The sequence below is a fragment of the Thermodesulfobacteriota bacterium genome (assembly GCA_035325995.1).
In the GTDB taxonomy this organism is placed as follows: domain Bacteria; phylum Desulfobacterota_D; class UBA1144; order Nemesobacterales; family UBA2774; genus JADLGH01.
In genome coordinates this window covers 1-23,527 of sequence record DAOKYU010000015.1, presented here as the reverse complement: position 1 = coordinate 23,527, position 23,527 = coordinate 1, and the positions used below count along the sequence as shown (strand labels likewise).

Here is a 23,527-nt window from a genome sequence, read left to right as displayed (position 1 = left end):
GCATACAAACACTTAGGATGCGCTATTCTCCGTCAGGATGCACCGGACATCATATCGTGCGTCCCTACGAGACCTGCCAGGACCATGCTGATGATGATATAAACGATAAACCCTATGATGCAGACGCCGACCGCCCTCCACGTGCTCGTATAATCGAGCGCCTGGCGCACGGCAATGACCATAGCGACGAACGACCACACCGCGACGGCCAGCGCAATGAAACCGCCGATAAACGGAATGAACCCGAACACGTTAAGAATGCCCGGAGAGGTCGAAAAACCGATAGTACGCATCATCTCGGGGAGGTCCGTCTTCGTCTCGGGCACGGGAAGGAGCTTGGTCCCGATTATGTACGTAAGAAAGGCCCATACGACCTATCCCAAAAGCGCCAATATCGCGGTCGTCACGATACCCCGCCCGCCGAGCTGGCTGACCGCGCCTATTCCGGCCGCTATGCTCGATATCAAAACCACTGCCGCCGCCTGCCCGAGGGCGCTTTTGTCCGCCTCCACTTCCTCGTAAAGGCTCACGTCCAGCTTGGCCGCCCTTACCATACGGTTGACTAAACTTGCCATCTCGTATCCTCCTCCATGAATTTACCGATACGCCAATAATAAATCGTTCGGGGCTTATCGTCAAAGTGAATTATACGAATCAGGCGCGCTTTCTGGGCCTTGCGGCCGAGGCCAGAAAGTCGAGGAACCGTCCGACCGCCCCGGAATCGTACTCTCCCATGAGCGCGATCTGCACCCAGTTCCTCCGGACTAGGTACGTGCTCCGCCAGTTGAGGAAATAGCCCGATTTTTCGAGCTCGGGGCCGAGCTCGCCGGACGGGACTTCGCCCGGAAGGGCTATCGTTACCAGCGCCGGCGCATCGTGCCCCTCGGGCGCGACGACCCCGAGCCCCGCCTCGCGGAGACGGAGCCTCACGGCCGCCGACAGCTTTCTTATCGCCGCGTAGCGTGCTTCCCACCCGTCCCCGCCGGCCAGCGCCTCGCGTAGCGCATAAAGGAGATTCGACGACACGGTAAACGGCGGGCCCTCCGATCCTTCGTATAGCGAAAGGTCGAGATAGCGGGGGAGATTCCCCGGCGGGAGCGCAGCCCCGTCGCCCCTGAAAACGAACGAGAGCCCGGCGAACGACCTGAGCCCCTTCCCGCTCGTCCCCGTCGCCATGTATACGTCCGAAAGGTCGAGCGCCACGGTCCCGAGCGAGCTTATGCAGTCGAGGCAGAGCTTGACTCCCCGCGCGGCGCATACGCCCTTCAGCATGCCGAGGTCGTTCAGAACCCCGGTCGAAGTTTCCGAGTGCACCGCCCAGAGCCACCTCGTACCCGGTGAGGCGTCGAGAGCGCTTTCGATTTCGGCGCGCGAGAACGTCTCGCCCCACCCTTTCGCGAGGGTTTCAAACGCGAGCCCGAAACGCCGCGCGTGGTCCACGAGACGCTCGCCGAATTCGCCGTTCGAGAGGACCAGCCCCCGCCCTTCGGCGAGCGTGAGGTTCGCGGCGACGGCGTCGTTGGCCAGAGTCCCCGAGCCCATGAGAATAGACGTCCGCGACGCGTTCACGAGCGCCGAGAGCCGCCGCCTAACGTCCTCGAAGGCCGCGACGAAATCGTCCGACCTGTGCGAGAGCACCTTCGCCCCCATCGCCTTCCTCACGGCGGGCGTGGCGTCCACAGGCCCCGGCAGGAAATTAAGCGGAGCCTTGCCGCCCTCCCCTTCGGCTCCCCGCATCCTCGAAAGCAATCTGGTCCCGGCCTTCATACGGTAATACGGCTCGGGGGTTAAATACATGGGCTGATAAAAAGCCCCCTCCTTCCCGACGCGCGGGCCGAACGGCGTGAACCCGAGATTCTTGTACAGCTTCTCGCGCTCGACGTTTGCGGAGATAAGCGCAATGTCGTACCCGCCCTCCTCGCACCACGCCGCGAGCGACGTAAACAGCCCCAGGACGACCTTCCTGTTCCTTCTATCCTTCTTTATCGCGAGGAGCCTTATCTCGCACGCCGACCTGAACGGCGGCAAATGCGAATCGAGGTCCGGTATCTTCCCGTCGAGCGAGAAAGGCCGCCTGTCCCTCACGGCGAGCATACCGACGAGCTCACCCGAATCGAGGCATATGATGTACGTATTTTCTTCGTTGAATTTATCGACGAGCGACCCCTCGTCGTTTTTGTCGTGCTGCGGAATTTCCTCGGCGAAGGTCTCGTAATTGAGCGCATGGACCTGGTCGAACTCGCCCTTCTCGGAAGCAATCTTGAACTCTAGCCCGTCACTCATCTCGTCACACCCGGCCTGCCGCAGTATAAAAAAATAACATTATACTCGGACGAGACAACCCGCGCAGTCGGACGGCGAAACAAGGCAGGTATTTATTATGGGGAACAGCCCCGGAATTTCCCCGGGCCATGTCTCACGCGGCAGGCTCACTCCAGGAATCTCTCCCTCACTTCCGGCCCCGGGACCATGCATTCGTCCTTCTTCCCGAACCACTTGTAACGGTTCCTCGCGACGAAATCGTACGCCGTGTCCCTCACGAACCGAGGGACGACGACGAACGCATAGGTCAGGCTCCACAGGCCGCCGAGACGCCGCCACAGCCTGAGCGCGGCGTCGGATTTGGTGTAGAGCCCGCCTTCGTCTATGAGAATGAACGAATCGAAGTAGCCGTCCCTGACGCCGTGCTCTTCGAGGAGGCTCTTGCCTGCTTCGGACTGGAATGGCGCGAACCTGAATACGCCCCTCCCGTCGCGTTTTATTACGAACGCCACTATCGAGCTGCAGAAATTACACTCGCCGTCGAATATGACTACAGGATGGGACGCGCCTTCCGCCATGGAATAAAGTGTACCAGCCCGCGCCGGGGGCGGCCCGCTACTGCTGCGTCTTCGTTACGACCGGCAGGACGATGTACCACGCCCCGTCCTCCTGCATGATGGCGTCTATCGTCACGGGCGCTCTTTTCTTCTGCACGACGTCCTTCCCGTCCTCCTTCACCGTGATCTCACGGTCACCGATGAGAACGAGCAGGTCAGTGGGCGCTACGGGGAAGTACATAGTCGCCGGGCCGACGACGAACGTCTGCGACGCCGCATTATAGTCCGGTATATCTTTCAATGGTTGTACGATGAATTCGGGATTCGGCGGGACTTCTGTTTCAAGCCAGGTGGCTATAACCTCTTCGAGCTTACCCGGATCTTTCTCCTTCATATATTGGACCGACTTCGGATTGATGAGTGCCATGAGCTGATCCTTGTTCTTCGCCTTCACGGCCTCGATGCGCTTCGAGCCGAGCTCCTGCGGGCTCGACGCCCCGCCCGCGGCAAGCGATGCCCCCGCCGCGCCGAAAAGGACCGCAATCGCCAGGATTACGAGCACCGCCGTTCTTGCAAAAATGTTGAATTTCAAATTACGCCTCCGCTTGATTTTTTGATTTCGAATGAATCACTGCCTGAGCTTCGTGAGCAGCCTCAGGAATTCTATATAAAGCCAGATCAGCGTTACGATGAGGCCGAACGCACCGTACCATTCCATGTACTTCGGCGCCCCCTCGGCGGAGCCGCGCTCGATGAAGTCGAAATCCAGCACGAGGTTAAGCGCCGCTATAACGACGACGAAGAGGCTGAACAGTATGCCTATCGGGCCGCCCGAGTGGATGAAAGGAACGTTCACTCCGAAAAATCCGAGCACTATAGATACCAGGTAGACGACGAATATGCCGCCCGTCGCCGCCACGACGCCCAGCCTGAACCTCTCCGTCACCTTTATCACGCCCGTCCTGTACGCGACGAGAAGGGCGAGCAAAGTGCCGAACGTAAGCGCCGCCGCCTGGAACACGATGCCCTGGAACTGCGCCTCGGCTATGGCCGATATGCCGCCTATGACGACGCCCTCGATGACGGCGTAAAGGGGCGCCGTGAACGGGGCCCACGTCTTCTTGAATATCGTCGCCATCGCGACGACGAGCCCGGCTATCACGGCGATCATTATCCAGTTGCCGACCGCCTCGGCCCCGCCCTTATAGAATTTATCCCACACCCACGCCGCCGGTACGAGAGCCAGGACGAGCAGTATGAGCGTCTTGTTTATGGTGCCGTTTATCGTCATCCGCCCTTCGGCGGCGATTGCCGGCTGGAGATTTTCGAACGTTTTATCCCCCAGCGCGGGGTTCGAGCTTTTTATCATCTGTTCCTCCGGTTTTACTCAATCAATATTAACCCAAGATATGAAAAAGTATATCGCCCATTCGCAAAAGCTCACAGACAGCCGACGGCTTCGGGAAAGGTATGGTGGAGGGGTTTTAGAGTGGGCGATCCGGCCGGAATCGGGCTTGATTAAAGGGCCGAAGCGGCTGCTGCCCCGTCTTGCGGACTATACAGCCTCCCCTGGAACGTGTCCCTCTTTTCGAGCTCCGCCTCTATCGCCTGCATCACCTGTATGTGCGATTTCCCCCAGTCCGGCGCTACGAGGAGCTGCCGCGGCGTGTCCGTGAACAGCCGCTCGACGACCATCCCCGGCGAGAGGCGTTCGAGAAATTCCACGATGAAATCGATGTATTCCCGGAACCCGAAGAGCGGAAAAGGATCAGTCCTGTACATCCTTTCGAGCGGCGTGTTCTTCACGATGTGGAGGTTATGCACCTTGAAGCAGTCGATTCCGAGGCCGGATACCTCCGCCGCCGTCGCCATCATCTCGTCCCGCGTCTCGGTAGGCATCCCCATTATCACGTGCGCCCCGATCTCGAACCCCCTCCCCTGCGACATGCGGAGCGCGCCGAGGACCGACCTGTAATCGTGCCCCCGGTTCATGAATTCGAGCGTCTTGTCGTATATCGACTCTATCCCGTACTCGACCGAGACGTAGCACTCCTTCGCCAGCCTTTCAAACATGTCGAGCTTCTCCTCGTCGATGCAGTCGGACCTGGTGCCGACCGCTATGCCGACGACGCCCTCGTATTTGAGTGCCTCCCTGTACATCCTTTCGAGCTCGTCCGCGCCGCCGTAGGTGTTCGTGTATGCCTGGAAATAGACGATGAACTTTTTCGCCTTGAATCTTTTGGAGAGATACTCCATGCCGCGCGTAAGCTGGTCGTGCATCGGGAACCGCGCGCGGGCGTAGGGCGGAACGAAGCTGTCGTTGTTGCAGTAAACGCAGCCTCCGCGCGCGAGTGAGCCGTCCCTGTTCGGACACGTAAACCCCATGTCCACCGAGACCTTGTTCACCCGGCACCCGAACCGCTCCTTCAGATAATCGTGATACGAGTTATACCTCGCCCTCATTCCGGGATATTATACCGAGTTTGTAAAGGCGGAGGAGGAAAGCCAAACGCCACGTGATTAACCGGGAAGGATATCGTAGTTCCGAGCTACGATGCCGAGCCCGCGAGGAATCACCTCACTTCCGTCATTCAACGGTTCTGAGCGTGCGCAAGAACCGGACGACTACGCCCTGAAGGGGCAAGCGTTCATCCGGTACCGCTCAGAAGCCGCCTATACATCGGGAATCCATTCTTTTTAATCTTTTGCTTTTAATCCGTCATCCTGCCTGTCCGGTGAAGCCTTGGTGAAGACGGAAGCTTAATTCAGGATTTCACATTTTTGTAATACTGCAGTACATAAAACAGAATTCGGACTATCTCTCTTCTTCTAAATTCTGTTTTGTTACGTTCCTACAAATATCATCCCAGATATCTACCAGTTCTTTTGCTCTTTCATCCAAATCTTTTTCCTGGTCTGGCATAATCTTCACAAAATCCCTAACTGCATGACAAAGATATGCTGTACCCACCTCTAAGATGGTTCTTATGACTGCTAATGATGCAGCATCTCCCGCACGAAAGATATTTAATTGACTATACGCGAAAGGAGTCGCATGAGCATAAGCCGATAAATATTTGTATTCTGAATTGTAATAGTTGGGATCAATTCCCGCCCTTTTCGACAATTCGGAGTTCTTATGGAGTATTCCCATTTCCCCTCTTCGGATTTTCTTCTTAATTGATGATTCTAAGGATTGGTACAGAGTATGAGTAATTACAGAGTCTCTTAGAATTTCTACATCCTTCGTAAGCTTAGTTACAACTGGGTCAGTTGATTCTATAATTCGAAGCATATCAAGTCGTTCCTTCTTCCCATGGTACTTCCACAAACGATGTCGAAACTCCAATTCCTCATCAGTAACATTGTCTACACCCAAATAAAAAAACACGTAGTAAGTTTCTATCAGTGCTCTGATAAGAACTGCGATTGAAGAGATATTCCAAATCGATTTTGAATACCTCTCTTTAGTATCTATCTCTGGGATTAATTGCAATATGGCATTTGCATGTAAGCACAATTTTCCAAAAACATATGAACAATACTCAAAACGCCAGCTATTCACATCACGCCCATGGGTATTGATTGACATACTCCAAGCAATACCGGTTATGTACTCTAAATCATCGACTGTTTTGAGATACCTATTAGTTGTATCATTCATTTGTCTATGAATATTTTATCATACTTAAATGTGGCAGATAAAAGCAGATTTTTCACATTTGATAAGATTTCTCAAAAGAAAATCTGCCCAGACAGAAATCTGTAAAAAGCGTTCTTGGTCTCCCCTCACACCTTCCCCGCCGACGGGCACAGGTGGCTTATCACGCACTCCCCGCACCTCGGCTTCCGTGCGAAGCACACTGTCCTCCCGTGATCGCCGAGCGAGTTCGAAAAGAACGTCCACCTCGGCTCGGGTATCAGGGCGCGGAGGTCGAACTCTATCTTCTCCGGGTCCGAGTGCTCCGTCAGCTTGAGCCTCTTCGAAAGCCGCATGATGTGCGTATCGACGATTATCCCGGGGATTTTATAGTAGTTCCCGAGGACGACGTTCGCCGTCTTACGCCCTACCCCGGCGAGCTCCGTAAGCTCCTCCATCGTCGCCGGCACCTTCCCCCCGTGCTCGTCTACGAGCGCCTTGCAGCAGTTCACGATAGACTTCGCCTTGGCTCTGAAAAAGCCGCAGGAGTGTATCTCCTCTTCGAGCTCGTCCCTGTCGGCGCGTGCGAAATCGGCCGCCGTGGGATACTTTTCGAAGAGCCCCGGCGTAACCTCGTTCACGCGTTTATCCGTGCACTGCGCGGACAGTATGCACCCTATCAGAAGCTCGAGCGCGCTCGTGTAATTCAGGTGGCATCTGGCGTTCGGGTACTCGGTTTCCAGGATGGAAAGTATTTCGAGCGCGCGCTTCTTCTTCGCCGCCGCGCTCCCGGTGGATTTCTTCGCTCTTGTCTTGTTCAACTGTCTCACCTCAGTCAAACGGGCAAAAAAAAGGGGATATGCCGAAGCACATCCCCTCTGGTTTTCAGATTAAGCCGGGCGATCCTCCCCGCCTTCAGTCCTTCTTCGCCGGCTCGAGCCCTTCCTTGCCCTCGAAGAAATCCTTGTTCTTGGCGGTATACTCGCTCCACTTCTCGGGTATCTCGTCTTCGTGAAAAATTGCGTCCACCGGGCACGGGTCCACACATGCACCGCAGTCTATACATTCCTCCGGATGTATGAAAAGCTGCTCGTCGCCTTCATATATACAATCAACCGGGCACGCCTCGACGCAGGCCTTATCCTTAACGTCTATGCACGGTTCCGCAATAACATATGCCATTTCTACAATACCTCCGGAAGTTGTCTAAAGTTTAATATACTTAATGCCTGAAGAGCGTTCAAGGAACCGGCGCCCCGCCCGGGCCTCTAAAGCCCGGGAAACGCCCGAGACCGGCTCTTCCTATATTTATTATTGAAATCGTCAGGGATTCTGTCCGGATTCCGGCGAGCTTCCGGTGTCCGGAGAAGCCCCGCCGTCGCCTGCCGGCGCATCGCCCGAAGGAGCGTTCTCGGCTCCTGAATCCGCGGGCGCATTCAGCGTGCCGCCCTCGGTGGGCGCGCCTTCCGTGGCGGCCCCGCCTTCGGTGCTCATTCCGCCGTCGCCGCTATCCATCGGCGCTGTCTCCGTAACCGGGGCGGGTATGTCGGATATTACCGACTTGTTTCCGCCGTCCATGGCGAAATACCCGAGCGAGAGCGACGTCAGGAAAAACAGCACCGCAAGCCCCCTCGTCACCTTAACCAGGAACGGCACTGCGCCGCTCGATCCGAATATGGATTCGCTCGTCCCTCCGCCGAATATCGAGCCGAGGTCGCCGCTCTTTCCCGGCTGGAGCAAAACCACCAGGATGAGCAGAATGCTCACTATTATATGCAACACCTTAACAGCCAATATTACTATTTCCACTTTCTATTCTCCCGCTTTCAGCACTATGCTCGTCATTGCGTCCGCCCGGAGACTCGCCCCTCCGACGAGCGCCCCGTCTATGTCGGGCTCGGCCATAAGCTCCGCTATATTGTCCTCGGTTACGCTTCCGCCGTATACGATCCTTATGCGGTCCGCAATGTCGCCCAATATTTTACCTGCTATTTCACGAATTGTGGCATGGACGAATTGGGCCTCGTCCGGGGTGGCGTTATGACCCGTCCCGATGGCCCAGATGGGCTCGTACGCTATCACGAGCCGCGACGGGTCCCTGATTTCGAGCCCCGAAAGGGCGCTCTCGACCTGCCCGTCGACGACGGTCACGGTCTTCCCGCCTTCCTTCTCTTCGAGCGTCTCGCCGACGCACACGATAACCCTTAGCCCCTCGGCCAGCGCGGCGTCTATCTTCTTCCGCACCATCGCGTCCGTCTCGTGGAATATGTTCCTCCGCTCCGAGTGGCCGATTATCACCCACTCGCACCCGGCGTCCACGAGCATCGCCGGGGATATCTCGCCCGTGTAGGGGCCCATCTCCTCCCAGAAAACGTCCTGCGCGCCGAGCTGAACCCCCGTCCCTTCTATTGCCTCGGCCACTATGCGAAGCGCCGTAAACGGCGGCGCGAGCACGACGTCCACCTCGTCCGCAATGCCGGTAACTCCGCCCGCGACCCCTCTCGCAAGCCCCCCCGCCTCCTTCCCCAGCATGTTCATCTTCCAGTTGCCTGCAACAAGCTTTTTTCTCATTTAATCCTTTCTTCGAGCGCGGCGATCGCAGGCAAAGTGCCGTTGATGATGTATTCAATCGCCGCTTCGCCGCTCCGGGACACGTAACCGGCCCGCCCCTCGGCGGCCATGTCGTGGACGATCTGCGCAGTGTCGCGGCCTGTAACCGCCCCCCACGCGTCCGACTCCGCAATCGCCTCGGCCACGGCCTTCGACCCCTCGAAGAACCCTGGCTCCTCGCAAATGCCGAGCGGCCCGTTCCAGAAAACCGTCCTCGCTCCCGATATATTATTAGCGAATTGGGCCCCCGTTTCGGGCCCTATATCGACCGTCGTCGAATTTGTCGGGATATTATTGTCCGAAATTATATAGGAAGGCGAATCATTCTTCAAATCCCCGCGGACGGTTACGAGATCCACGGGCACTATGAACCTTATGCCCCTCGTCGCGGACGACGAGATGAGCTTTTTCGCGCTGTAGATCATCGACTGATCGACCTCGGACCTCCCCGTCTCCTTGCCGAGCGTCTTCAAAAAGAGGTTGGCGACGGCCCCCCCGAGGAGGAACGAATCCACGTTGTCCATGAATTTTTCCATGAGCGCGAGCCTCTGCGCCGTGCACTTCCCGCCGATGACGGCCGTGAAGGGCCGCTCAGGATTTACGAGCTTGTCCAGGCTCTCTACCTCGTTCTTGAACGAAAGCCCGACGCACACCGTATTGAAGAATCCGGTAATGGCGGAGAGCGAGGCGCGCTTCTGATTCGATACAGTAAACGCCTCGTTCACGTAGATGTCCGCGATCTCGGCGAGCCTCTTCGCGTAATCCACGCTGTCTTCGAGCTCCTTCTTATGGAAATCGAGGTTTTCCAGCAGCATGACGCTCCCCGCGGGCATGTCCACCGACACCTTCTTCACCGCGTCGCCGACGGAATCCTCCGGGAAATATATCTCGCACCCGAGCGCCCGCGACAGCTCTGCCCCGACGGCCTCGAGCGAATAGCGCTTTACCACCTTCCCCCCGGGCTTCCCCCTGTGCGCGGCGAGGATCACCTTCGCCTTCTGCTGAAGGGCGTATCTCACGGTCGGCAGTATGCGCTCTATCTTCCATACCTCCCCGACCGCGCCGGATTTATCGACAGGCACGTCCAGGTCCACCCTTATAAAAACCTTCTTTTCCTTTATGTCTATTTCTGCAATGGACGGTATCTTCATACGGTTATTTCGCGTTCTCTTCCATGTATGCGGCGAGCCTCCTGAGGCCCTCGTCTATTTTATCGGGTGCGGCGGCGTAGGAGAACCTGAGATACCCCTCCCCTCCCTCGCCGAAATCCGCCCCGGGGGTCACCGCCACGTGCGCCTTTTCGAGTATGTCGAAGGCGAGCGCGAGCGAATCGCTGGACAGCCGGGACACGTTCGCGAACACGTAAAACGCCCCCGTCGGCTCGACGGACGACGTGAGCCCGAGGCGCCTGAGACCTTCTATCATCCTCTTCCTCCTCTCGCCGAACTCCTTCACCATCCTTCCGGCGTCGCCCTTCCCCTTTTTGAGCGCCGCCACGCCCGCGCGCTGCGATATCGGGCTCGGCGATATGAAGAGGTTCTGCTGGAGCTTCTGCACAGGCCTGACGAGCGCTTCGGGCACTATGACGTATCCGAGCCGCCAGCCCGTCATGGCGTAGAGCTTCGAAAAACCGTTCACTGTTATGGCGTTGCCCGTAAATTCGAGCATCGTCCGCGCCCCGCCCGAATACACGAGCCCGTGGTATATCTCGTCCGATATGACCGGCACTCCCAGCCCGGCTATCCCCCGGAGCACGTCCGGGTCGAGCACGACCCCGGTCGGGTTCGCCGGCGAGTTTACAAGGATCGCCTTCGTCCGGGGCGTTATGGCCTTTTCGATGCGCGAGACGTCGGGCTGAAACCCTTCCTCTTCGTATATGCGCACCTTCTTCGGCACGCCGCCGGCTATCTTTATAAGCTGCGGATAACAGGCGTAGTGCGGGTCGGTGATTATGATTTCGTCGCCCGGGTCGACGAGCGCCAGCATCGACATGAACAGCGCCGGCGAGCTGCCCATCGTCACGATGATCCTGTCCGGCGATACGTCCACGCCGTACGATCCCCTGTAATCGTCCGCTATGGCGCTGCGGAGCTCGCGTATCCCAAGGCTGTGCGTGTAGCGCGTATCGCCCTCGTTAATAGCGGCTATCGCCTCCTCGCACGCGGCTGCCGGGCTTCCGAAATCCGTCTCCCCGACCTCGAAATGCACGACGTCCGCGCCCGTGGCCTCTATCTCGCGCGCCTTTTCGAGAACCTCCAGAACGTAAAACGGCGCTATTTCCTTCGAGAGTTTCGACTGCATGGCGGTTTAGTCTATTTGCAAAGCGCGGGGTTGTCTAGGAGGGATACCATTACAAAATCAGAGATTCAGATGGATGGTATTGTCAATTCAAGAAGTTCGCTATCTTTTCGGAAATCTGATCAATGTAATCTGTTTTTATTTCACATTGCCATATAACCAAATAATCCCATCCCAGAGTTTCTAATTCCTGATATTTCTTCTTATCTCTAGTTTTCGTTTTTCCAATTTTCACACTCCAAAAATCATAATTTGTGTCCGGTAGTTTCGAACGGCTGCATCTTTCGCAGCCATGCCAAAAACAACCATGGACAAAAATAACTTTTCTATATTTCGGGAACACTAGATCGGGTTTCCCCGGGAGGTCCTCTACATGAAGCCTAAATCTATAGCCCATGGAGTGCACTAATTTTCTGATTGCCAACTCCGGTTTTGTATCCTTCGGTCCGATTCTGCTCATAATCTCGGACCGCTTCTCCTTCGAGAAGACATCAGGCAAGATATTCCTCCAAGTGATCTCTAATATTCTTCGATTGAATAAAACTGAACTTGGGGGGGAGTGCATTTCCAATTAAAGTAGCTAACGATTTTTTGGAAAGGTTTGTAGGAAATTGATAGGTAGAAGGGAAAGACTGCAATAATGCAGCTTCTCTAGGAGTAATTGCTCTATCTTGCTCCGGATGTAAGAACCTGCCTTTGGAAGGATTCAAACAACCGCTGGTAATTGTACCGGAAACATCTTTCCATTTAAGACGACCATAAATATCTCTAAAACCTATGTTCTCCCTTTTGTGGCATCGCAGATCAAACTCAGGCGGCAGATCTTTTCGGCTACCCCCATCCTTAGGAGTACAAGCTATTCTCTTTCGAACATTTTCGCTGTGCCGCATTAAAATTCTATGCAAGTGATCTTCACTATCTTCAGGCTTTTCCAAATAGCCGATCGTCTGTTCAACTGTTTTTTTCTCTCCAGACGGCGGAGCTATTTTAATTTCACCTAACCTTGAGCCGATCAAGACTAATCTTTTACGTCTTTGGGGAACACCGTAATTTTGGGCATCAACAATCCCAACATCACACTTATATTTTAGTTCATCGAGTTTGTTAACCAAGAGATGGAACAATTTGTATGATTTCAATCCAGGCACATTCTCCATCATGATGGTTAAGGGTTCTAATTCTTCAATAAATCTTAAAAATTCATTTACCAAATCGTTCCTGTCATCATCGACCGGTTTTCCTTTATTCAGTCTTCGCACGGAAGAGAAGCCTTGACACGGGGGGCATCCGGCAAGAAGATGCAACTTTTGTCCTTTTAATAATTTCTTCAACGCTGTGGCGTCAAATTTTCTTATATCATCTTTATAAACATTAGTATTAGGATGATTCAAATTAAATGTTTTAACGGCATCAGGATCAATGTCTAATGCGGCTAGAACCGTGAATCCTGCATCACGCATCCCTTGTGTTAGTCCACCGCATCCGCAAAATATATCCATGGATGTAAGAGTCATTTCAAGATATTCTCAATATCTTTAGATATTATTTCCCCAACGTACTTCGGGTAATCAGGCACACCTAAATTTGAGATGTTCTGTATTACATTCGTAACTAGTGGAGTCAAAAAAGGTTCTGTCATTGTATACAATCTTTTATATTTATTTTTCTTCCGATAATTCCATCTTTGATATGTTAATCTGTAATCATTACCATTCTTTCTTGATAACCCATTCGGTGGTTTGATATAAACATAACTAAGCTTTGTTGGAAGCCCGATATAATTGTAATACTGACCATTAATGTCTATAAAAGGCAAGACTATCGGCCCTGTGGATACTCCTTTAATTCTACTGTTAGTTAATGAACTAAAGGGAGGTGTTTTCTCCACATTAGATGCTGCAAACTTTATCTTCAAATCTATACCAATCGTATTATCTAGTCTATGAAGTGGAAGTAAATTAACAAAACCAAAACTCTTTTTCCAAAATCTATATAAATCACAATCTCCGGTAACCACCATATATAGCGTATCTATATCGTTACTATATTGGACAATATCTCCCCTTCTGACCATAAAATCTTGAGAACCGTTCTTAAAATAAATCCAATTTGACCATAGCTTTTTGGCTAATACTTTGTGATAATCGTCTAACCTCGATCTATCAGACTGAGGGATTTCCAAATTTGAGAAAGATATCGCACTTTTAACTTGATGGCCAATTAAATCTATCAATTCAGATTTATCAGAATCGTTGAATGATATGAAATTGCCAATATTGTTATACGTTAATTTGCCGATATCAATTAATAAATTATCAAGGGCTCTTAGTGTTTTTTTTCTTAGTTCATCTCCAAAAATGAAGGAAATATTTTTCTTATTGATTTCTTCGACCTTTTCCAAAAGCTTTCCGAAAGAATTTTTAGTTTCTTTGTATATATACTGAATCCTTTCGGAATACTGTTTGAATCTCTCCGATGACTTAATACCGTCTAATGCTATAGCATCCTTACTAAGTTTTGAATAAATATAGACAATCGAAAAACTCCTTTCTAACAATTCCTGCAAAGTGGTTTCGAAGTCGTCAACACCTGGGATGTCATAATCCAATATAATTATTTGAGGTCTGTAATATTCTTCTGAGATATAATTCAAAAAAATATTTGGATTCGTAAAAGCATCTAATTTCCATGTTTGTTCATTTTTAATTATTTCTTCAATTAGATTTTTTATATTTACGTCATTCCAAATAATGTTGTGTTTCGCATCCAAAAGATACTTTAAACTCGATGAAGTAATTCTATCAAAATCTTCGATTTCTTTTAGCTGATTCGCAGGAATGTCGTCATCAATAACACATATAGAGTACTTCATCTTTTATCCCCAACCCTTGGATGGGACTTTTGCAAAATCAATAGTAAATTGGGCTCCAGAAAAATCTTTCAACCTTTCTCTTTCAGTAGTTAAATAAATATCACCTTTAAAAGATTGCATGTAGTATTTAGAAATGTAAAGACCCAAACCGCTTGGTGGAATCTTTAAACTATAACCTGGTTGAAACAAATAAGGGCGAATTGAATCATGAATTCCCGGGCCAGTATCTGCTATTATTACAAACCGATCTTTTGAATTGATTTTAACAGATATTATTCTTTTCCTACTACGACTCAACGTATTTAGCCAATAACAACTATTATCAAACAAATTCGAAAAAATTTGAACAATTGCACCGTATCTGGCATAAATATCAATGTCGGAATCATGGTCAATGTTAAACTCAATGCCTAGCTTTTCAAATCGTCTCTTGAACATTTCACGCGTGAATTTAAGCACCTTATATACACCAAATTCCATCCTTTTTTCATTTCTAATCGCTCTTAGTGGACTAAGTCTTTTCAATTCAGATTTTAATGAAGACGAAGCTTCTTGTAAATCATTGAGTTTTTCTTTATCAAATTTACTACTCTTGATAATCTCATTTACTCCATTGTAAAAATTTGAAGTTATTTTGGCAATTTCATGCACAGAGACAGCAATAGCTAATCCAAATCCTGCCTGTTCAGTCAATAAATTCTGCGCTTCTTCGATAAGTTCAAGACTGGATTTTAAATTCTTTAAAGAGGATTCCAAATTTATCAACTTATCTTCTCTTTCCATCGATTCACCTAACTGGGATAATATTGAGAACGGATCCTCCATGATGGGATAATTTTCTTTTATCTTGGAAACCAACTTTGCGCCGTCTGCTACATTCCCTCCTAATATTTCAGGATCCCTAGTAATACCTTTGGTTAGATTTGAATAAATATCACGTTTAAACCTAAAAAATTGTTCAGCTATATTTATAATAATAGGCTGTATTAGCTTTACTAAATCATAATATGCACGATTCCTGATTAATCCTTCTCTATCCGTTTTATCAGTTAATGCTAGATTATCAAACTGATCAATTTCTATATTCCCTATCATATTGTAATATGAGATACGAGAGCCAACTTTTTCGTGCCTCTTAGCAAGACCAAGCCAATCAGTCTCCGCTCCCAATTCTGAAGGTAATATGTTGATTCCATCTCTGTATATAGAAATCCCTCCAAAATCATAAAGATAATTAAGAAACTCTCTTGAATCCGGGCCGTCTACCCATGGTTTTGCTCTATACCATATATCGAGGTGTATAAAAAAAGGTCCACATTCAGGATAACGGAGAGAATCTTGAGAATCGATTCTCCAATAATCTTGGTCATTGGTGTTTGCTCTTAAATCAATTTTGTAAGACTCTTCATCAGGAGTCATAGGAACGGAATTCGGAGGATTGAAATTGATCTTATAGTCGAGTAATCCGGTCTCATCAACTAGTCCGTCAAATGTAAAGTTTGGAGGGTAGTCATTAATATAGTCTCGTTCCTTTAAATCGGGAATCTGTGGACAAACAAGCATAGCTTGAAATTTTGTACGATTCTTGTCCGGATTAGGATTAGGAGAATTCAAATTATGGATTGTACGATTTAATTGTTCAACCGTTTCCTCCGTCCATTCAAAACCTTTCCTACCACCATAAATTATTATCTGAGTGCCTGAATCCGTCTCACCATAGTTACGGGATAGCTCTTGCCTCCTTAAGCTGACTCCAATGGAATCCAAATCTCTCATCGCACTATGCATCATATCAAACTTTGTCCAATCAATATTCAGGACATATTCATATTCTAGATTTCTGGGCTTGGTTTTAATAACTAAATATTTCCCAAGCCTATGTGCTGCAAACCTTCCTACACCTTTCTCGCCAAGCGGAACCCTATTTTTATATTCTTTCTGTAACTCCCGTGTTAGACTTTGAAATGCACCCAACCTTCCTGATTGTATTGCAGCTTCCTTTTCATTTTTTAGACGCTCCTTGATATTTGTTTTCAAAGTGGATGCTGGTCTCAGCCACCCATTTTCTATAACTTCTTTGGTCATCCCTATACCATCATCTTCTATAACAATTACCGGTCCTTCGTATTTATCGAATTCGTATTGGGACTTGTCAATCTGTGGAAGTGAAGCCACCTTTTCTATAATCACTTTGCAATATGTAGCTCCAGCATCATAAGAATTTTTTACCAACTCGAGAATCCCAACTTTTTCAGATGCAATTAACTGCTCACCTAATACGGTGATTAAATGTGCATCTGCTTTGAAATTAAGTTGGATGCCTCCGTCGAGACAAATTCCTTCCAATCTCTCATTTTCTATTCTTCTAACTGCATTTTGTGGATTGTAGAACGGCTTGACTTCCCTAGGCCCCGAACCGTTCTCAAAAGGGACAGGGTCTGTAAAAGGTTTATACTCGGCTATTTCAACAAAATAATGATTTGATTCACGTTTGTCTTCAAACGGTTCTTTACAAATTTTACCGTAGCCAAAATAGACTCCATCTCCATTTTTCTTTGGCTCATAATATACAAATTCAATATTGGGTTGAGATAGAAGATTCAGGTATTTCTTTGGAAAATGATAGAACTTCCCCAAAAAATCATTATATTCACTTGATTCTCTATACTGATCTAAAACAAGGTAGTGTTTCTCCATGTCCTTTAAAACATAGATTAATCTCAATAGTACAAACTTTCAATCTGCGTTGTGAGAAAAGATGTGTTAGAAATTATTCTATAAGTAGGTCTACGTAGTTCGATTAAACAGCCGCCGTCTTCCTGCCTTCCTTCCCCAATACCTTCTCTATCTTCCTCACGAGAAGCTCTCTCTTCAAGCGGCTCAGCCTGTCGATGAAAAGCACCCCGTCCAGGTGATCGATCTCGTGCTGAAACACCCTCGCGAGCAGGTCCTCGGCCTCTATCTCCATCAGGTCGCCGTCCCTGTTATAGGCCTCGACGACCACCTTGAACTTCCGCTTCACCGCGCTCGAAAACCCCGGGATGCTGAGGCACGCCTCCTCGCCGAGCGCCGACCCCTCGGAATGGACGATCACGGGATTTATCAGCTCCATCAGCCCCGGCCCGTCGTACTCCTCTTCGTCGTGCGAATGAGAGCATTCGCCGGAATGAGAGCACTCCTCGTGCGCCTCTTCCGCGTCCGCCGTCCCGGCGGAATCCGCCTCTACGCCGGGCTCGCCTTCTTCCTCGCCCTCTTCCTCGCCGCCGTCCCTGAACCACGGGCTCGCGTCGATGACTACAACCCTCTTGTCCGCGCCCACCTGCGGCGCGGCAAGGCCGACGCCCTTGGCGGCGTACATCGTCTCCGTCATGTTATCGAGAAGCGTAAGAAGCTCCTCGTCTATCTCCTCGACGGGGGCGCATTTCCTTCTCAGGAAAGGGTCCGGGTATTTGAGTATTTTCAGTAATGCCATAGGGAAGAGGCTAGCGGATGGCGCGTAATTGTCAATCACCCTCGGGCGGCTCGGGAGCACGTCTGAAACACCTCGTCCTCCGCCCGGCGGCTCTACTCCTCGCCGTTCAGCTTGGCTATGAGTTCGCGGCTCGGGCGGAAATGCGGGAGCTTCTTGCTCGACACGGTAACTTTCTCGCCGGTCCTGGGGTTTCGGCCCTCGTAAGAGCCGTAGCTCTTCGTGAAGAAGCTGCCGAATCCCCTTATCTCTATCCGGCCTCCGCCTTCGAGTACTCCCGTCATGTGCTCGATGATCGTATCGAGAATCTGCTCGGACTGGGAAGGTTGAAGATTGAATCTATCCGCTAAATCCCTTTCAATGTCTGAACGCTTCATGTTTGGAACTCCCAACCGTTTATTAAGCCGCAGCGCATACCCCCGGCTACAATTCCAATGTAGATAATTATTAAGTGTTTGTCAAGTGTTATACTCGGTGTGGGAATAAATTGCGCCCGCTTTGGAAGGCGGGCGCAAGCGTGGTCGAAAAGTTTCGGAATTTAATTAAGCCTTGATCTTGTCTCCGCCCGAGGCCCTTTCCTCGGCCGTCTTCACGTCCGGACGGGCGGGCGCCGCCTGGTGAGCAGCCCCCGTGTGGCTTTGGAAGGCCTCCAGGTGCCTGTCCGAATAGGAGCCCTGCGGATAGTATTTGTCGTAGAACTCGACGTCTATATTCATCGCCTGGAAAACGAGCCTCATGTACATCGGATCGACGAACGCCGGGAACCTGCCGTACGTATCGTAAATATAGTTCGCGACGTCCTTCACGATCTGAATCGTCGTCTCGGTCGGCCTCGGCGCGCGCATGAGATGCTTGTCGGGCTCGGCGTACGGGAACGGCTTCTCCGGCTTCCACGCCGATTCCTTGTGCTCGTGGAAGGCGTCTATGGCCTCGTTCATATCCTTATAATAAGGCGGGCAGTACGCCTGGAAGACGCCGTCCTTTCCTACGGGCACGGTCGTCGGGGGGTCGATGGTCCCCTTCTTCGGCTGTATGAACCTGAACCCGAGCCCCTTGAAGAGCTGCGGCGCGCCGCCCAGCGCGAACCTCGGTATAAAGCCGCTGAACGTCCATCCTGCGAGCCCGAGCGCCTGGAGCGCGAGGCTCATGTTCTGGCAGATAAAGGCCTGCTCCACGTTGAGCCCCGTGAGAATCCTGGTTTCGAGGTCGAAGAGCGAGAGCTTGACGCCGTCCTTCAGCCTCCCCTTCTTTATCCACTTGTCCACGCCGGCCGGCTTCCCGGTAAGGTCGTCGATTATCGTAAATCCATACGAGTGGCTGCAATAAAGGTGAAGGAGGTTTATGTATTCCTCGGTCACGTCCGTCACCGGGATGAAGACAGACGTCCCCGGCTTGTTCGTATTCCACTGGTTGAACTCGAAGAGCCCCGGCATCCTGTCGGGGAGGTCGGCCCTTCCGTCCTCGAGCTTTACGAGGCTCTCGCGGTAAAGCTCCATGATCCTCTCCATGCGGTCTTCCCTCCCCATCTTGAAGAACATGTCGAGCTCGTGGTTCTTTGGCAGCATGTTCTTGACGTTAACGTGATAGAGCCCCTTGTCGTTAGTGAAGAAAAGCTCCGTCCCGTGATTGTTGCACGCGGAGGGCCAGGTTCGTCCGGTCCACTGGCAAAGGAGGTCTATGCCCGTTTCCGGCGGAAGGTCGGCGAGGCAGAGCCCGGTGAGACCCGTACCGGCCCATACGAGCAAGGCTTCTTCCATCTCTTCAAGCGGCACCGGGTCGTACTTCGACTCGAACCCGAGCGTCGGGTCTTCGAGCTTCATCCCGAGGCCGAACCTCCTCGAACGGCGGTTGAATATCGAATCGAAAAGCGGGTAGCCGAGCGCCTTTTCGTAACGCTCTCCCAATGTGAATTTTCCGTTCGTCTTGCCGTTATTGTCCTTGCCGTCGGCGCTTCTTGCCATTACAGTACCTCCAGTGCTGATGTGGTTTTACAGCGGAACCTTTACCCAATAGAGAATTTAAAAGATGTAGAAAAAAAATGCAAGGCGGACAGGGCCGGGAAGAAGGCGGAATCCCCGGTATAATCGGCTGTAACGGGATATTGCATGTGCATTCCACGGGCGGGCGCCGAAGCCGGCCCCGGGATCCGAAGACCGCGGGCTAGATGGACGCCCCGGCTATGAGAGGCTTTCCGGTCGGAGCCTCCGCGCCCCCGTCGGGCTCGAGCGTCACCTTAAACGCCTCTATCGACTTCACGTCGCCGAACTTTTTAAGGGAATCTATGTGCACGATGCTGTCCCCCTCCTCGTTTACGTCGAAGATACCCATGCTCCGCGGCCTGCCTTTTATGATGACCCACCACTGGTACGTCTTCCCCTCGGGGGCATCCGGCATGTCGAGGCAATAAAGAAGCGCGTCGTGCTCGTTCTTGTCCCAGAGCACCCTCCCCGAAGCCTTGAGCTCGGGGGCCTTGCTGCTGAGCTGAATGAGAACTATATCCTGGTCCTTCATGAAGTCCGTCACCTGCTCGAGGCTCGCGAGCTTCGTTTCGAGACCGCCGAGCTCGCCCTCTTTCGTCGCGATGAGGTTTTCGAGCCTCTCCACCCTTTCCTCGCTCGCCGTGAGCTTGTCGTTAAGCGACGTTATCACGGCGTCCCTCTCGCCTATGGTGCTCCTGAGTGTGATATTCGTCACGGCCAGGAAAACGAGCGCCGCCGATGCGAGCGCACCCGCCCCTAGCCAGAGCGGCCTCAGGCCTGCGAAGAAGCCTTCTTTTACGGGAGCCGTCCTTTCCCGTATCTCGCGCGACTTTCTGCGTCTTACGTCAGCCAGGAGTTTTTTTTTGATGTCGGGGGAGGGAACGGCGGGCTTCGCCGCGTAGGGAAGGAGGCTGACCACGGATTCGTAATCCGCGAGCATTCGCTTCACTTCTTCCGTGTTCGAATCGATAAGGCGCTCCGCCTCTTCGAGCTCCTCGCCTTCGAGCACGCCGAGCACGTAAAGCAGAATCAATTCCTCTTCCCTCGACACTTCGCTCATCTGATCGGGCATTTTCTCGGGGTATTTCCTTCAGAACTTTTTGACATTATATATAAATCCGCCGCTTATTTAAATATACGGGCGTAGGCAAAGGTTCGGTTGACCCTGTTTCAAATATTATAACCGTGCAAAACCCCCCGGAGCGTAAACGGGGACGGCCGCTCCGAATGTGCAATAAATATTGATTGGTAATGAAACGGCTATTAGGTTAAATTTAGTTACCGGAGCTTTGGAGGAGGAATGTCTGACACTTCCGGCGGCCGAGGCCGCCTGCCGCAGCTAGAACAGGAGCTTGCCGAGCTCCTGGCCAAGATAGCCCGGGGATGCGAGTCGGCTCTGGGCAAGCTATACGACAAAACCATCTCGCAGGTCTACGGGCTCGCCGTAAAGATACTGTCGAGCCACGACGAGGCCGACGAGGTCTCGCTCGACGTCTTCAACCAGGTCTGGCGGAAATCCCTCGAATACTCCCCCGACAGGGGCTCCCCCTCCGCGTGGCTTATTACGCTCACCAGGAGCCGGGCAATAGACAAGCTGAGGTCCGGGAAGAAAAGGAGGCTCCTCCAGGACCCTCTCCCCGACGACGTGCCCGACAATTCCGGCCCGCCCGACGAGGAGACCGAAACCCGCCAGAAGCGCGAGCTCATCGAGAGCGCCCTCTCCGAGCTCCCCCCGTCCCAGCGGCGGTCTATAGAGCTCGCTTATTTTCACGGCATGAGCCAGACGGAGATTTCCGCCCACCTCGACGAGCCCCTGGGGACGGTAAAGAGCTGGATGCGCGCCGGCATGGCCAAGCTCAGGCAAAGGCTCTGCGAGGGATAACGGGCCTAAAGCGGGAGCCCGAGCTTCTTCCCCACGGCTGCATAGCCCAGGTAGAAAATCACCATAACCACGGCCGACGCCCCCATCGCCGCCCAGAACCCTACCCCCTGCTTTATCAGCCACGGCAGTACGATAAAAAACAGCAGCGTCGGCAGGACGAGCCAGAATATCCCCGTCGAAAGCTCCGCCACGCGCGCCGCGTCCTTCGTGTCCACGTAAAGCCATATCATCGCCAGGAGCGACGTAAGCGGCAGGGCCAGGAGCAGCGCCGCGAACGTCGTGTATCTCTTTCCGAGCTCCGACGCCCCGACGATAATGCCCGCCGAGAGAGCCGTTTTCACGATTATGTAGAGCATATGAAGCTCCTTTTAAAATTTTCTATACGCATTACAATACTACTCGCACGGGGCGGCCGCAAAGCGGTTTCGGCGGCGGCCCGGGAGGCGTGCTTGCAGATAAAGTCATACACCATAGGCGACAACCTTCTCATGACCGAGGAAACCGAGGTTCCCGCCCCGGGGAGGATATACGACGCCAGGCTCAGGTGGGTGGACATACTCGACCCCGGCCCCGACGAGCTCAGGGAATTCCTCCGCCCTGTTCTCAAGGACGACTCCATAATAGACGACTACGTCTTAAGAGACCGCAACCTCCCCGTCGCCCATTCCGAGTTCGAGCTCTATTTCGAATTCCCCATCATAAAGGACACGGAGAATTTCGTCATCGAATATATATCCTTTCTCTGCACTCCCACCCTTCTGATCACCATACACAGAAACGAAGTCGGCATGATGAGCAGGCTCGCCTCGAACCTCTGCGAGAGCCTCCACTTGAAAAAGGCGACGATAGCGTCCCTCCTCTACTACATCCTCGCCGAGCTCGTCGAGAAGAACTACGCCCTCTACATGGCGCTCCGCGAAGACATCACCGTCCTCAGCAACGAGGTGACCGCCGAGAAGCTGACGATAAACATCGACGCGATACTCAACCTCAAGAAAAACGTGGACCGCGTGAACATAATGGTCGAGGACCAGCTCTACTGCACGAACATCCTCACCGTTTACGACGGAACGGCGTTCGACATCGGCAAGCTGGGGAAGAGCTTCAAAAACCTGGAAGAGGAAATCCGTAACGGCTTCCGTTTCCTCAGCCGCTACGAGCGTAGGCTCGAAGACATCCACCAGCACTACGACCTCATGCTCCAGGACAGGACCAACAACAGGCTCAAGATTCTCACCATCGTCGCCGCCATATTCCTCCCGCTGAACCTGGTCGCCGGCATCTACGGCATGAACTTCGACAACATGCCCATCCTCCACTGGGAATTCGCCTACCACGCGATCATCCTCTTCATGGCCGCCGTCGTGGTAGTCATGGTCTACTTCTTCTACCGCGCCGGCTGGTTCAAATAGGCGGCGCACCACGTGCGCAGGAAATCGAAGTCGCAGTATATTGCTGATACCAACAGCCGCGCTTCTGACAGCTTAGCAATTTCACAATCGGCATAATCCGTCATCCTGAATTTATTTCAGGATCTCGCTTTTCCTCTTTCTGTCATTCCCGAATGTATTTATCGGGAATCCACTTCCGCCAGCAATCCGTCAAGGGTTTTTCAGTCATTGCGAGGTTGCGAAGCGACCGCGGCAATCTTCTTTTAATCCGTCAATCCGAACTTGTTTCAGGATCTAGTCTTATACTTTGTCATCTCGAACAAACGTGAGAGATCTATCTTTTATCCATCATATTGCAAGCCGCGTGCTTGTCGCGGCGAAGCCATGCGAAGCCGGATACAGCACAGCAATACCCCTCCGGGCCGTGCGGACTGTGTCCGCAGACAATCGAAGTAGCATCGTTCTGCCCTTGCCACCCGACGTGCTTCCGGTGATCTCGGTACCTCCCGCGCTATGCCGAAAAAGACACTACGTGTCCGGCCCGGCGGACTGTGTCCGCTGACATTC

Annotated in this window: 22 protein-coding genes and 2 pseudogenes; 2 read left to right on the top strand and 22 right to left on the bottom strand. The window is 52.1% G+C overall.

The features are described 5' to 3' along the window. Nucleotides 1–32: 32 nt before the first annotated feature. The 21 genes and pseudogenes from PKC29_14225 to PKC29_14125 all read right to left on the bottom strand — a co-directional run bounded on the left by PKC29_14225 (nucleotide 33) and on the right by PKC29_14125 (nucleotide 20,759). A pseudogene (locus tag PKC29_14225) lies at nucleotides 33–575 on the bottom strand (YIP1 family protein). Nucleotides 576–654: 79 nt separating this feature from the next. Next, nucleotides 655–2,283, bottom strand: coding sequence for an aminotransferase class V-fold PLP-dependent enzyme (locus tag PKC29_14220; protein HML96575.1), 1,629 nt, complete (start codon nucleotides 2,281–2,283; stop codon nucleotides 655–657). A 146-nt stretch (nucleotides 2,284–2,429) separates the two neighbouring features. Further along, on the bottom strand, nucleotides 2,430–2,840 hold the full coding sequence (locus PKC29_14215) for a thiol-disulfide oxidoreductase DCC family protein (GenBank protein ID HML96574.1): 411 nt from the start codon (nucleotides 2,838–2,840) through the stop codon (nucleotides 2,430–2,432). Between the two features lie 37 nt (nucleotides 2,841–2,877). Continuing rightward, a complete protein-coding gene (locus PKC29_14210) occupies nucleotides 2,878–3,411 on the bottom strand; it encodes a hypothetical protein (protein HML96573.1) in 534 nt (177 codons plus the stop codon). A gap of 36 nt (nucleotides 3,412–3,447) precedes the next feature. After that, nucleotides 3,448–4,188: a Bax inhibitor-1/YccA family protein gene (locus PKC29_14205; GenBank protein HML96572.1), complete on the bottom strand. Its 741-nt coding sequence runs from the start codon at nucleotides 4,186–4,188 to the stop codon at nucleotides 3,448–3,450. 149 nt (nucleotides 4,189–4,337) lie between these two features. Next, entirely contained in the window at nucleotides 4,338–5,282 is a 945-nt protein-coding gene (locus PKC29_14200) for a TIGR01212 family radical SAM protein (GenBank protein HML96571.1), read from the bottom strand. Between the two features lie 352 nt (nucleotides 5,283–5,634). Beyond that, complete coding sequence (locus tag PKC29_14195) at nucleotides 5,635–6,483, bottom strand: DUF5677 domain-containing protein (GenBank protein ID HML96570.1); 849 nt, start codon at nucleotides 6,481–6,483, stop codon at nucleotides 5,635–5,637. 125 nt (nucleotides 6,484–6,608) lie between these two features. Further along, on the bottom strand, nucleotides 6,609–7,280 hold the full coding sequence (gene nth, locus PKC29_14190; protein HML96569.1) for an endonuclease III: 672 nt from the start codon (nucleotides 7,278–7,280) through the stop codon (nucleotides 6,609–6,611). Between the two features lie 133 nt (nucleotides 7,281–7,413). Beyond that, a pseudogene (locus PKC29_14185) lies at nucleotides 7,414–7,641 on the bottom strand (4Fe-4S binding protein). A 141-nt stretch (nucleotides 7,642–7,782) separates the two neighbouring features. Then, nucleotides 7,783–8,268: a preprotein translocase subunit SecG gene (gene secG, locus PKC29_14180; GenBank protein ID HML96568.1), complete on the bottom strand. Its 486-nt coding sequence runs from the start codon at nucleotides 8,266–8,268 to the stop codon at nucleotides 7,783–7,785. Nucleotides 8,269–8,271: 3 nt separating this feature from the next. Next, nucleotides 8,272–9,030, bottom strand: coding sequence for a triose-phosphate isomerase (gene tpiA / locus PKC29_14175; protein ID HML96567.1), 759 nt, complete (start codon nucleotides 9,028–9,030; stop codon nucleotides 8,272–8,274). Further along, nucleotides 9,027–10,220 (bottom strand): phosphoglycerate kinase, encoded by a 1,194-nt coding sequence (gene pgk / locus PKC29_14170; protein ID HML96566.1) that lies wholly within the window; start codon nucleotides 10,218–10,220, stop codon nucleotides 9,027–9,029. Before pgk ends, tpiA begins: the two co-directional genes overlap by 4 nt. Before the next feature lie 4 nt (nucleotides 10,221–10,224). Further along, nucleotides 10,225–11,370, bottom strand: a complete 1,146-nt coding sequence (locus tag PKC29_14165) for a pyridoxal phosphate-dependent aminotransferase (protein HML96565.1) — start codon at nucleotides 11,368–11,370, stop codon at nucleotides 10,225–10,227. A gap of 82 nt (nucleotides 11,371–11,452) precedes the next feature. Continuing rightward, nucleotides 11,453–11,827, bottom strand: coding sequence for a very short patch repair endonuclease (locus PKC29_14160; GenBank protein ID HML96564.1), 375 nt, complete (start codon nucleotides 11,825–11,827; stop codon nucleotides 11,453–11,455). A gap of 31 nt (nucleotides 11,828–11,858) precedes the next feature. Then, the gene (locus PKC29_14155) at nucleotides 11,859–12,881 is read right to left on the bottom strand and encodes a DNA cytosine methyltransferase (GenBank protein ID HML96563.1); all 1,023 of its coding nucleotides are present in this window, start codon (nucleotides 12,879–12,881) and stop codon (nucleotides 11,859–11,861) included. Next, nucleotides 12,878–14,239, bottom strand: a complete 1,362-nt coding sequence (locus PKC29_14150; protein HML96562.1) for a hypothetical protein — start codon at nucleotides 14,237–14,239, stop codon at nucleotides 12,878–12,880. The genes PKC29_14155 and PKC29_14150 overlap by 4 nt, the downstream gene beginning before the upstream one ends. A 3-nt stretch (nucleotides 14,240–14,242) precedes the next feature. Further along, nucleotides 14,243–16,963: a sensor histidine kinase gene (locus PKC29_14145; GenBank protein HML96561.1), complete on the bottom strand. Its 2,721-nt coding sequence runs from the start codon at nucleotides 16,961–16,963 to the stop codon at nucleotides 14,243–14,245. 76 nt (nucleotides 16,964–17,039) lie between these two features. After that, a complete protein-coding gene (locus PKC29_14140; GenBank protein HML96560.1) occupies nucleotides 17,040–17,711 on the bottom strand; it encodes a peptide deformylase in 672 nt (223 codons plus the stop codon). A gap of 92 nt (nucleotides 17,712–17,803) precedes the next feature. Then, the gene (locus PKC29_14135; GenBank protein ID HML96559.1) at nucleotides 17,804–18,085 is read right to left on the bottom strand and encodes an HU family DNA-binding protein; all 282 of its coding nucleotides are present in this window, start codon (nucleotides 18,083–18,085) and stop codon (nucleotides 17,804–17,806) included. A gap of 165 nt (nucleotides 18,086–18,250) precedes the next feature. Beyond that, nucleotides 18,251–19,669, bottom strand: coding sequence for a hypothetical protein (locus PKC29_14130; GenBank protein HML96558.1), 1,419 nt, complete (start codon nucleotides 19,667–19,669; stop codon nucleotides 18,251–18,253). Nucleotides 19,670–19,868: 199 nt separating this feature from the next. Next, nucleotides 19,869–20,759, bottom strand: a complete 891-nt coding sequence (locus tag PKC29_14125) for an anti-sigma factor (GenBank protein HML96557.1) — start codon at nucleotides 20,757–20,759, stop codon at nucleotides 19,869–19,871. A gap of 228 nt (nucleotides 20,760–20,987) precedes the next feature. Here PKC29_14125 and PKC29_14120 point away from each other — a divergent pair, with 228 nt between their 5' ends. After that, complete coding sequence (locus PKC29_14120; protein ID HML96556.1) at nucleotides 20,988–21,569, top strand: sigma-70 family RNA polymerase sigma factor; 582 nt, start codon at nucleotides 20,988–20,990, stop codon at nucleotides 21,567–21,569. A 5-nt stretch (nucleotides 21,570–21,574) separates the two neighbouring features. Here the strand turns inward: PKC29_14120 and PKC29_14115 are convergent, their stop codons facing one another. Beyond that, the gene (locus PKC29_14115; GenBank protein HML96555.1) at nucleotides 21,575–21,925 is read right to left on the bottom strand and encodes a DUF3147 family protein; all 351 of its coding nucleotides are present in this window, start codon (nucleotides 21,923–21,925) and stop codon (nucleotides 21,575–21,577) included. A gap of 93 nt (nucleotides 21,926–22,018) precedes the next feature. On the opposite strand from PKC29_14115, the gene PKC29_14110 reads away from it, so the two are divergent. Continuing rightward, on the top strand, nucleotides 22,019–22,981 hold the full coding sequence (locus tag PKC29_14110; GenBank protein ID HML96554.1) for a CorA family divalent cation transporter: 963 nt from the start codon (nucleotides 22,019–22,021) through the stop codon (nucleotides 22,979–22,981). The last annotated feature ends 546 nt before the right edge of the window (nucleotides 22,982–23,527 follow it).

Bases quoted from the DNA above. Each gene is read 5' to 3' on its own strand.
- pgk (HML96566.1), bottom strand. From the start codon at position 10,220: ATGAAGATACCGTCCATTGCAGAAATAGACATAAAGGAAAAGAAGGTT.
- PKC29_14200 (HML96571.1), bottom strand. From the start codon at position 5,282: ATGAGGGCGAGGTATAACTCGTATCACGATTATCTGAAGGAGCGGTTC.
- PKC29_14155 (HML96563.1), bottom strand. From the start codon at position 12,881: ATGACTCTTACATCCATGGATATATTTTGCGGATGCGGTGGACTAACA.
- PKC29_14150 (HML96562.1), bottom strand. From the start codon at position 14,239: ATGAAGTACTCTATATGTGTTATTGATGACGACATTCCTGCGAATCAG.
- PKC29_14125 (HML96557.1), bottom strand. From the start codon at position 20,759: ATGCCCGATCAGATGAGCGAAGTGTCGAGGGAAGAGGAATTGATTCTG.
- PKC29_14215 (HML96574.1), bottom strand. From the start codon at position 2,840: ATGGCGGAAGGCGCGTCCCATCCTGTAGTCATATTCGACGGCGAGTGT.
- PKC29_14130 (HML96558.1), bottom strand. From the start codon at position 19,669: ATGGCAAGAAGCGCCGACGGCAAGGACAATAACGGCAAGACGAACGGA.
- PKC29_14160 (HML96564.1), bottom strand. From the start codon at position 11,827: ATGAGCAGAATCGGACCGAAGGATACAAAACCGGAGTTGGCAATCAGA.
- PKC29_14135 (HML96559.1), bottom strand. From the start codon at position 18,085: ATGAAGCGTTCAGACATTGAAAGGGATTTAGCGGATAGATTCAATCTT.
- PKC29_14165 (HML96565.1), bottom strand. From the start codon at position 11,370: ATGCAGTCGAAACTCTCGAAGGAAATAGCGCCGTTTTACGTTCTGGAG.
- PKC29_14220 (HML96575.1), bottom strand. From the start codon at position 2,283: ATGAGTGACGGGCTAGAGTTCAAGATTGCTTCCGAGAAGGGCGAGTTC.
- PKC29_14140 (HML96560.1), bottom strand. From the start codon at position 17,711: ATGGCATTACTGAAAATACTCAAATACCCGGACCCTTTCCTGAGAAGG.
- PKC29_14195 (HML96570.1), bottom strand. From the start codon at position 6,483: ATGAATGATACAACTAATAGGTATCTCAAAACAGTCGATGATTTAGAG.
- PKC29_14120 (HML96556.1), top strand. From the start codon at position 20,988: ATGTCTGACACTTCCGGCGGCCGAGGCCGCCTGCCGCAGCTAGAACAG.
- PKC29_14205 (HML96572.1), bottom strand. From the start codon at position 4,188: ATGATAAAAAGCTCGAACCCCGCGCTGGGGGATAAAACGTTCGAAAAT.
- tpiA (HML96567.1), bottom strand. From the start codon at position 9,030: ATGAGAAAAAAGCTTGTTGCAGGCAACTGGAAGATGAACATGCTGGGG.
- PKC29_14115 (HML96555.1), bottom strand. From the start codon at position 21,925: ATGCTCTACATAATCGTGAAAACGGCTCTCTCGGCGGGCATTATCGTC.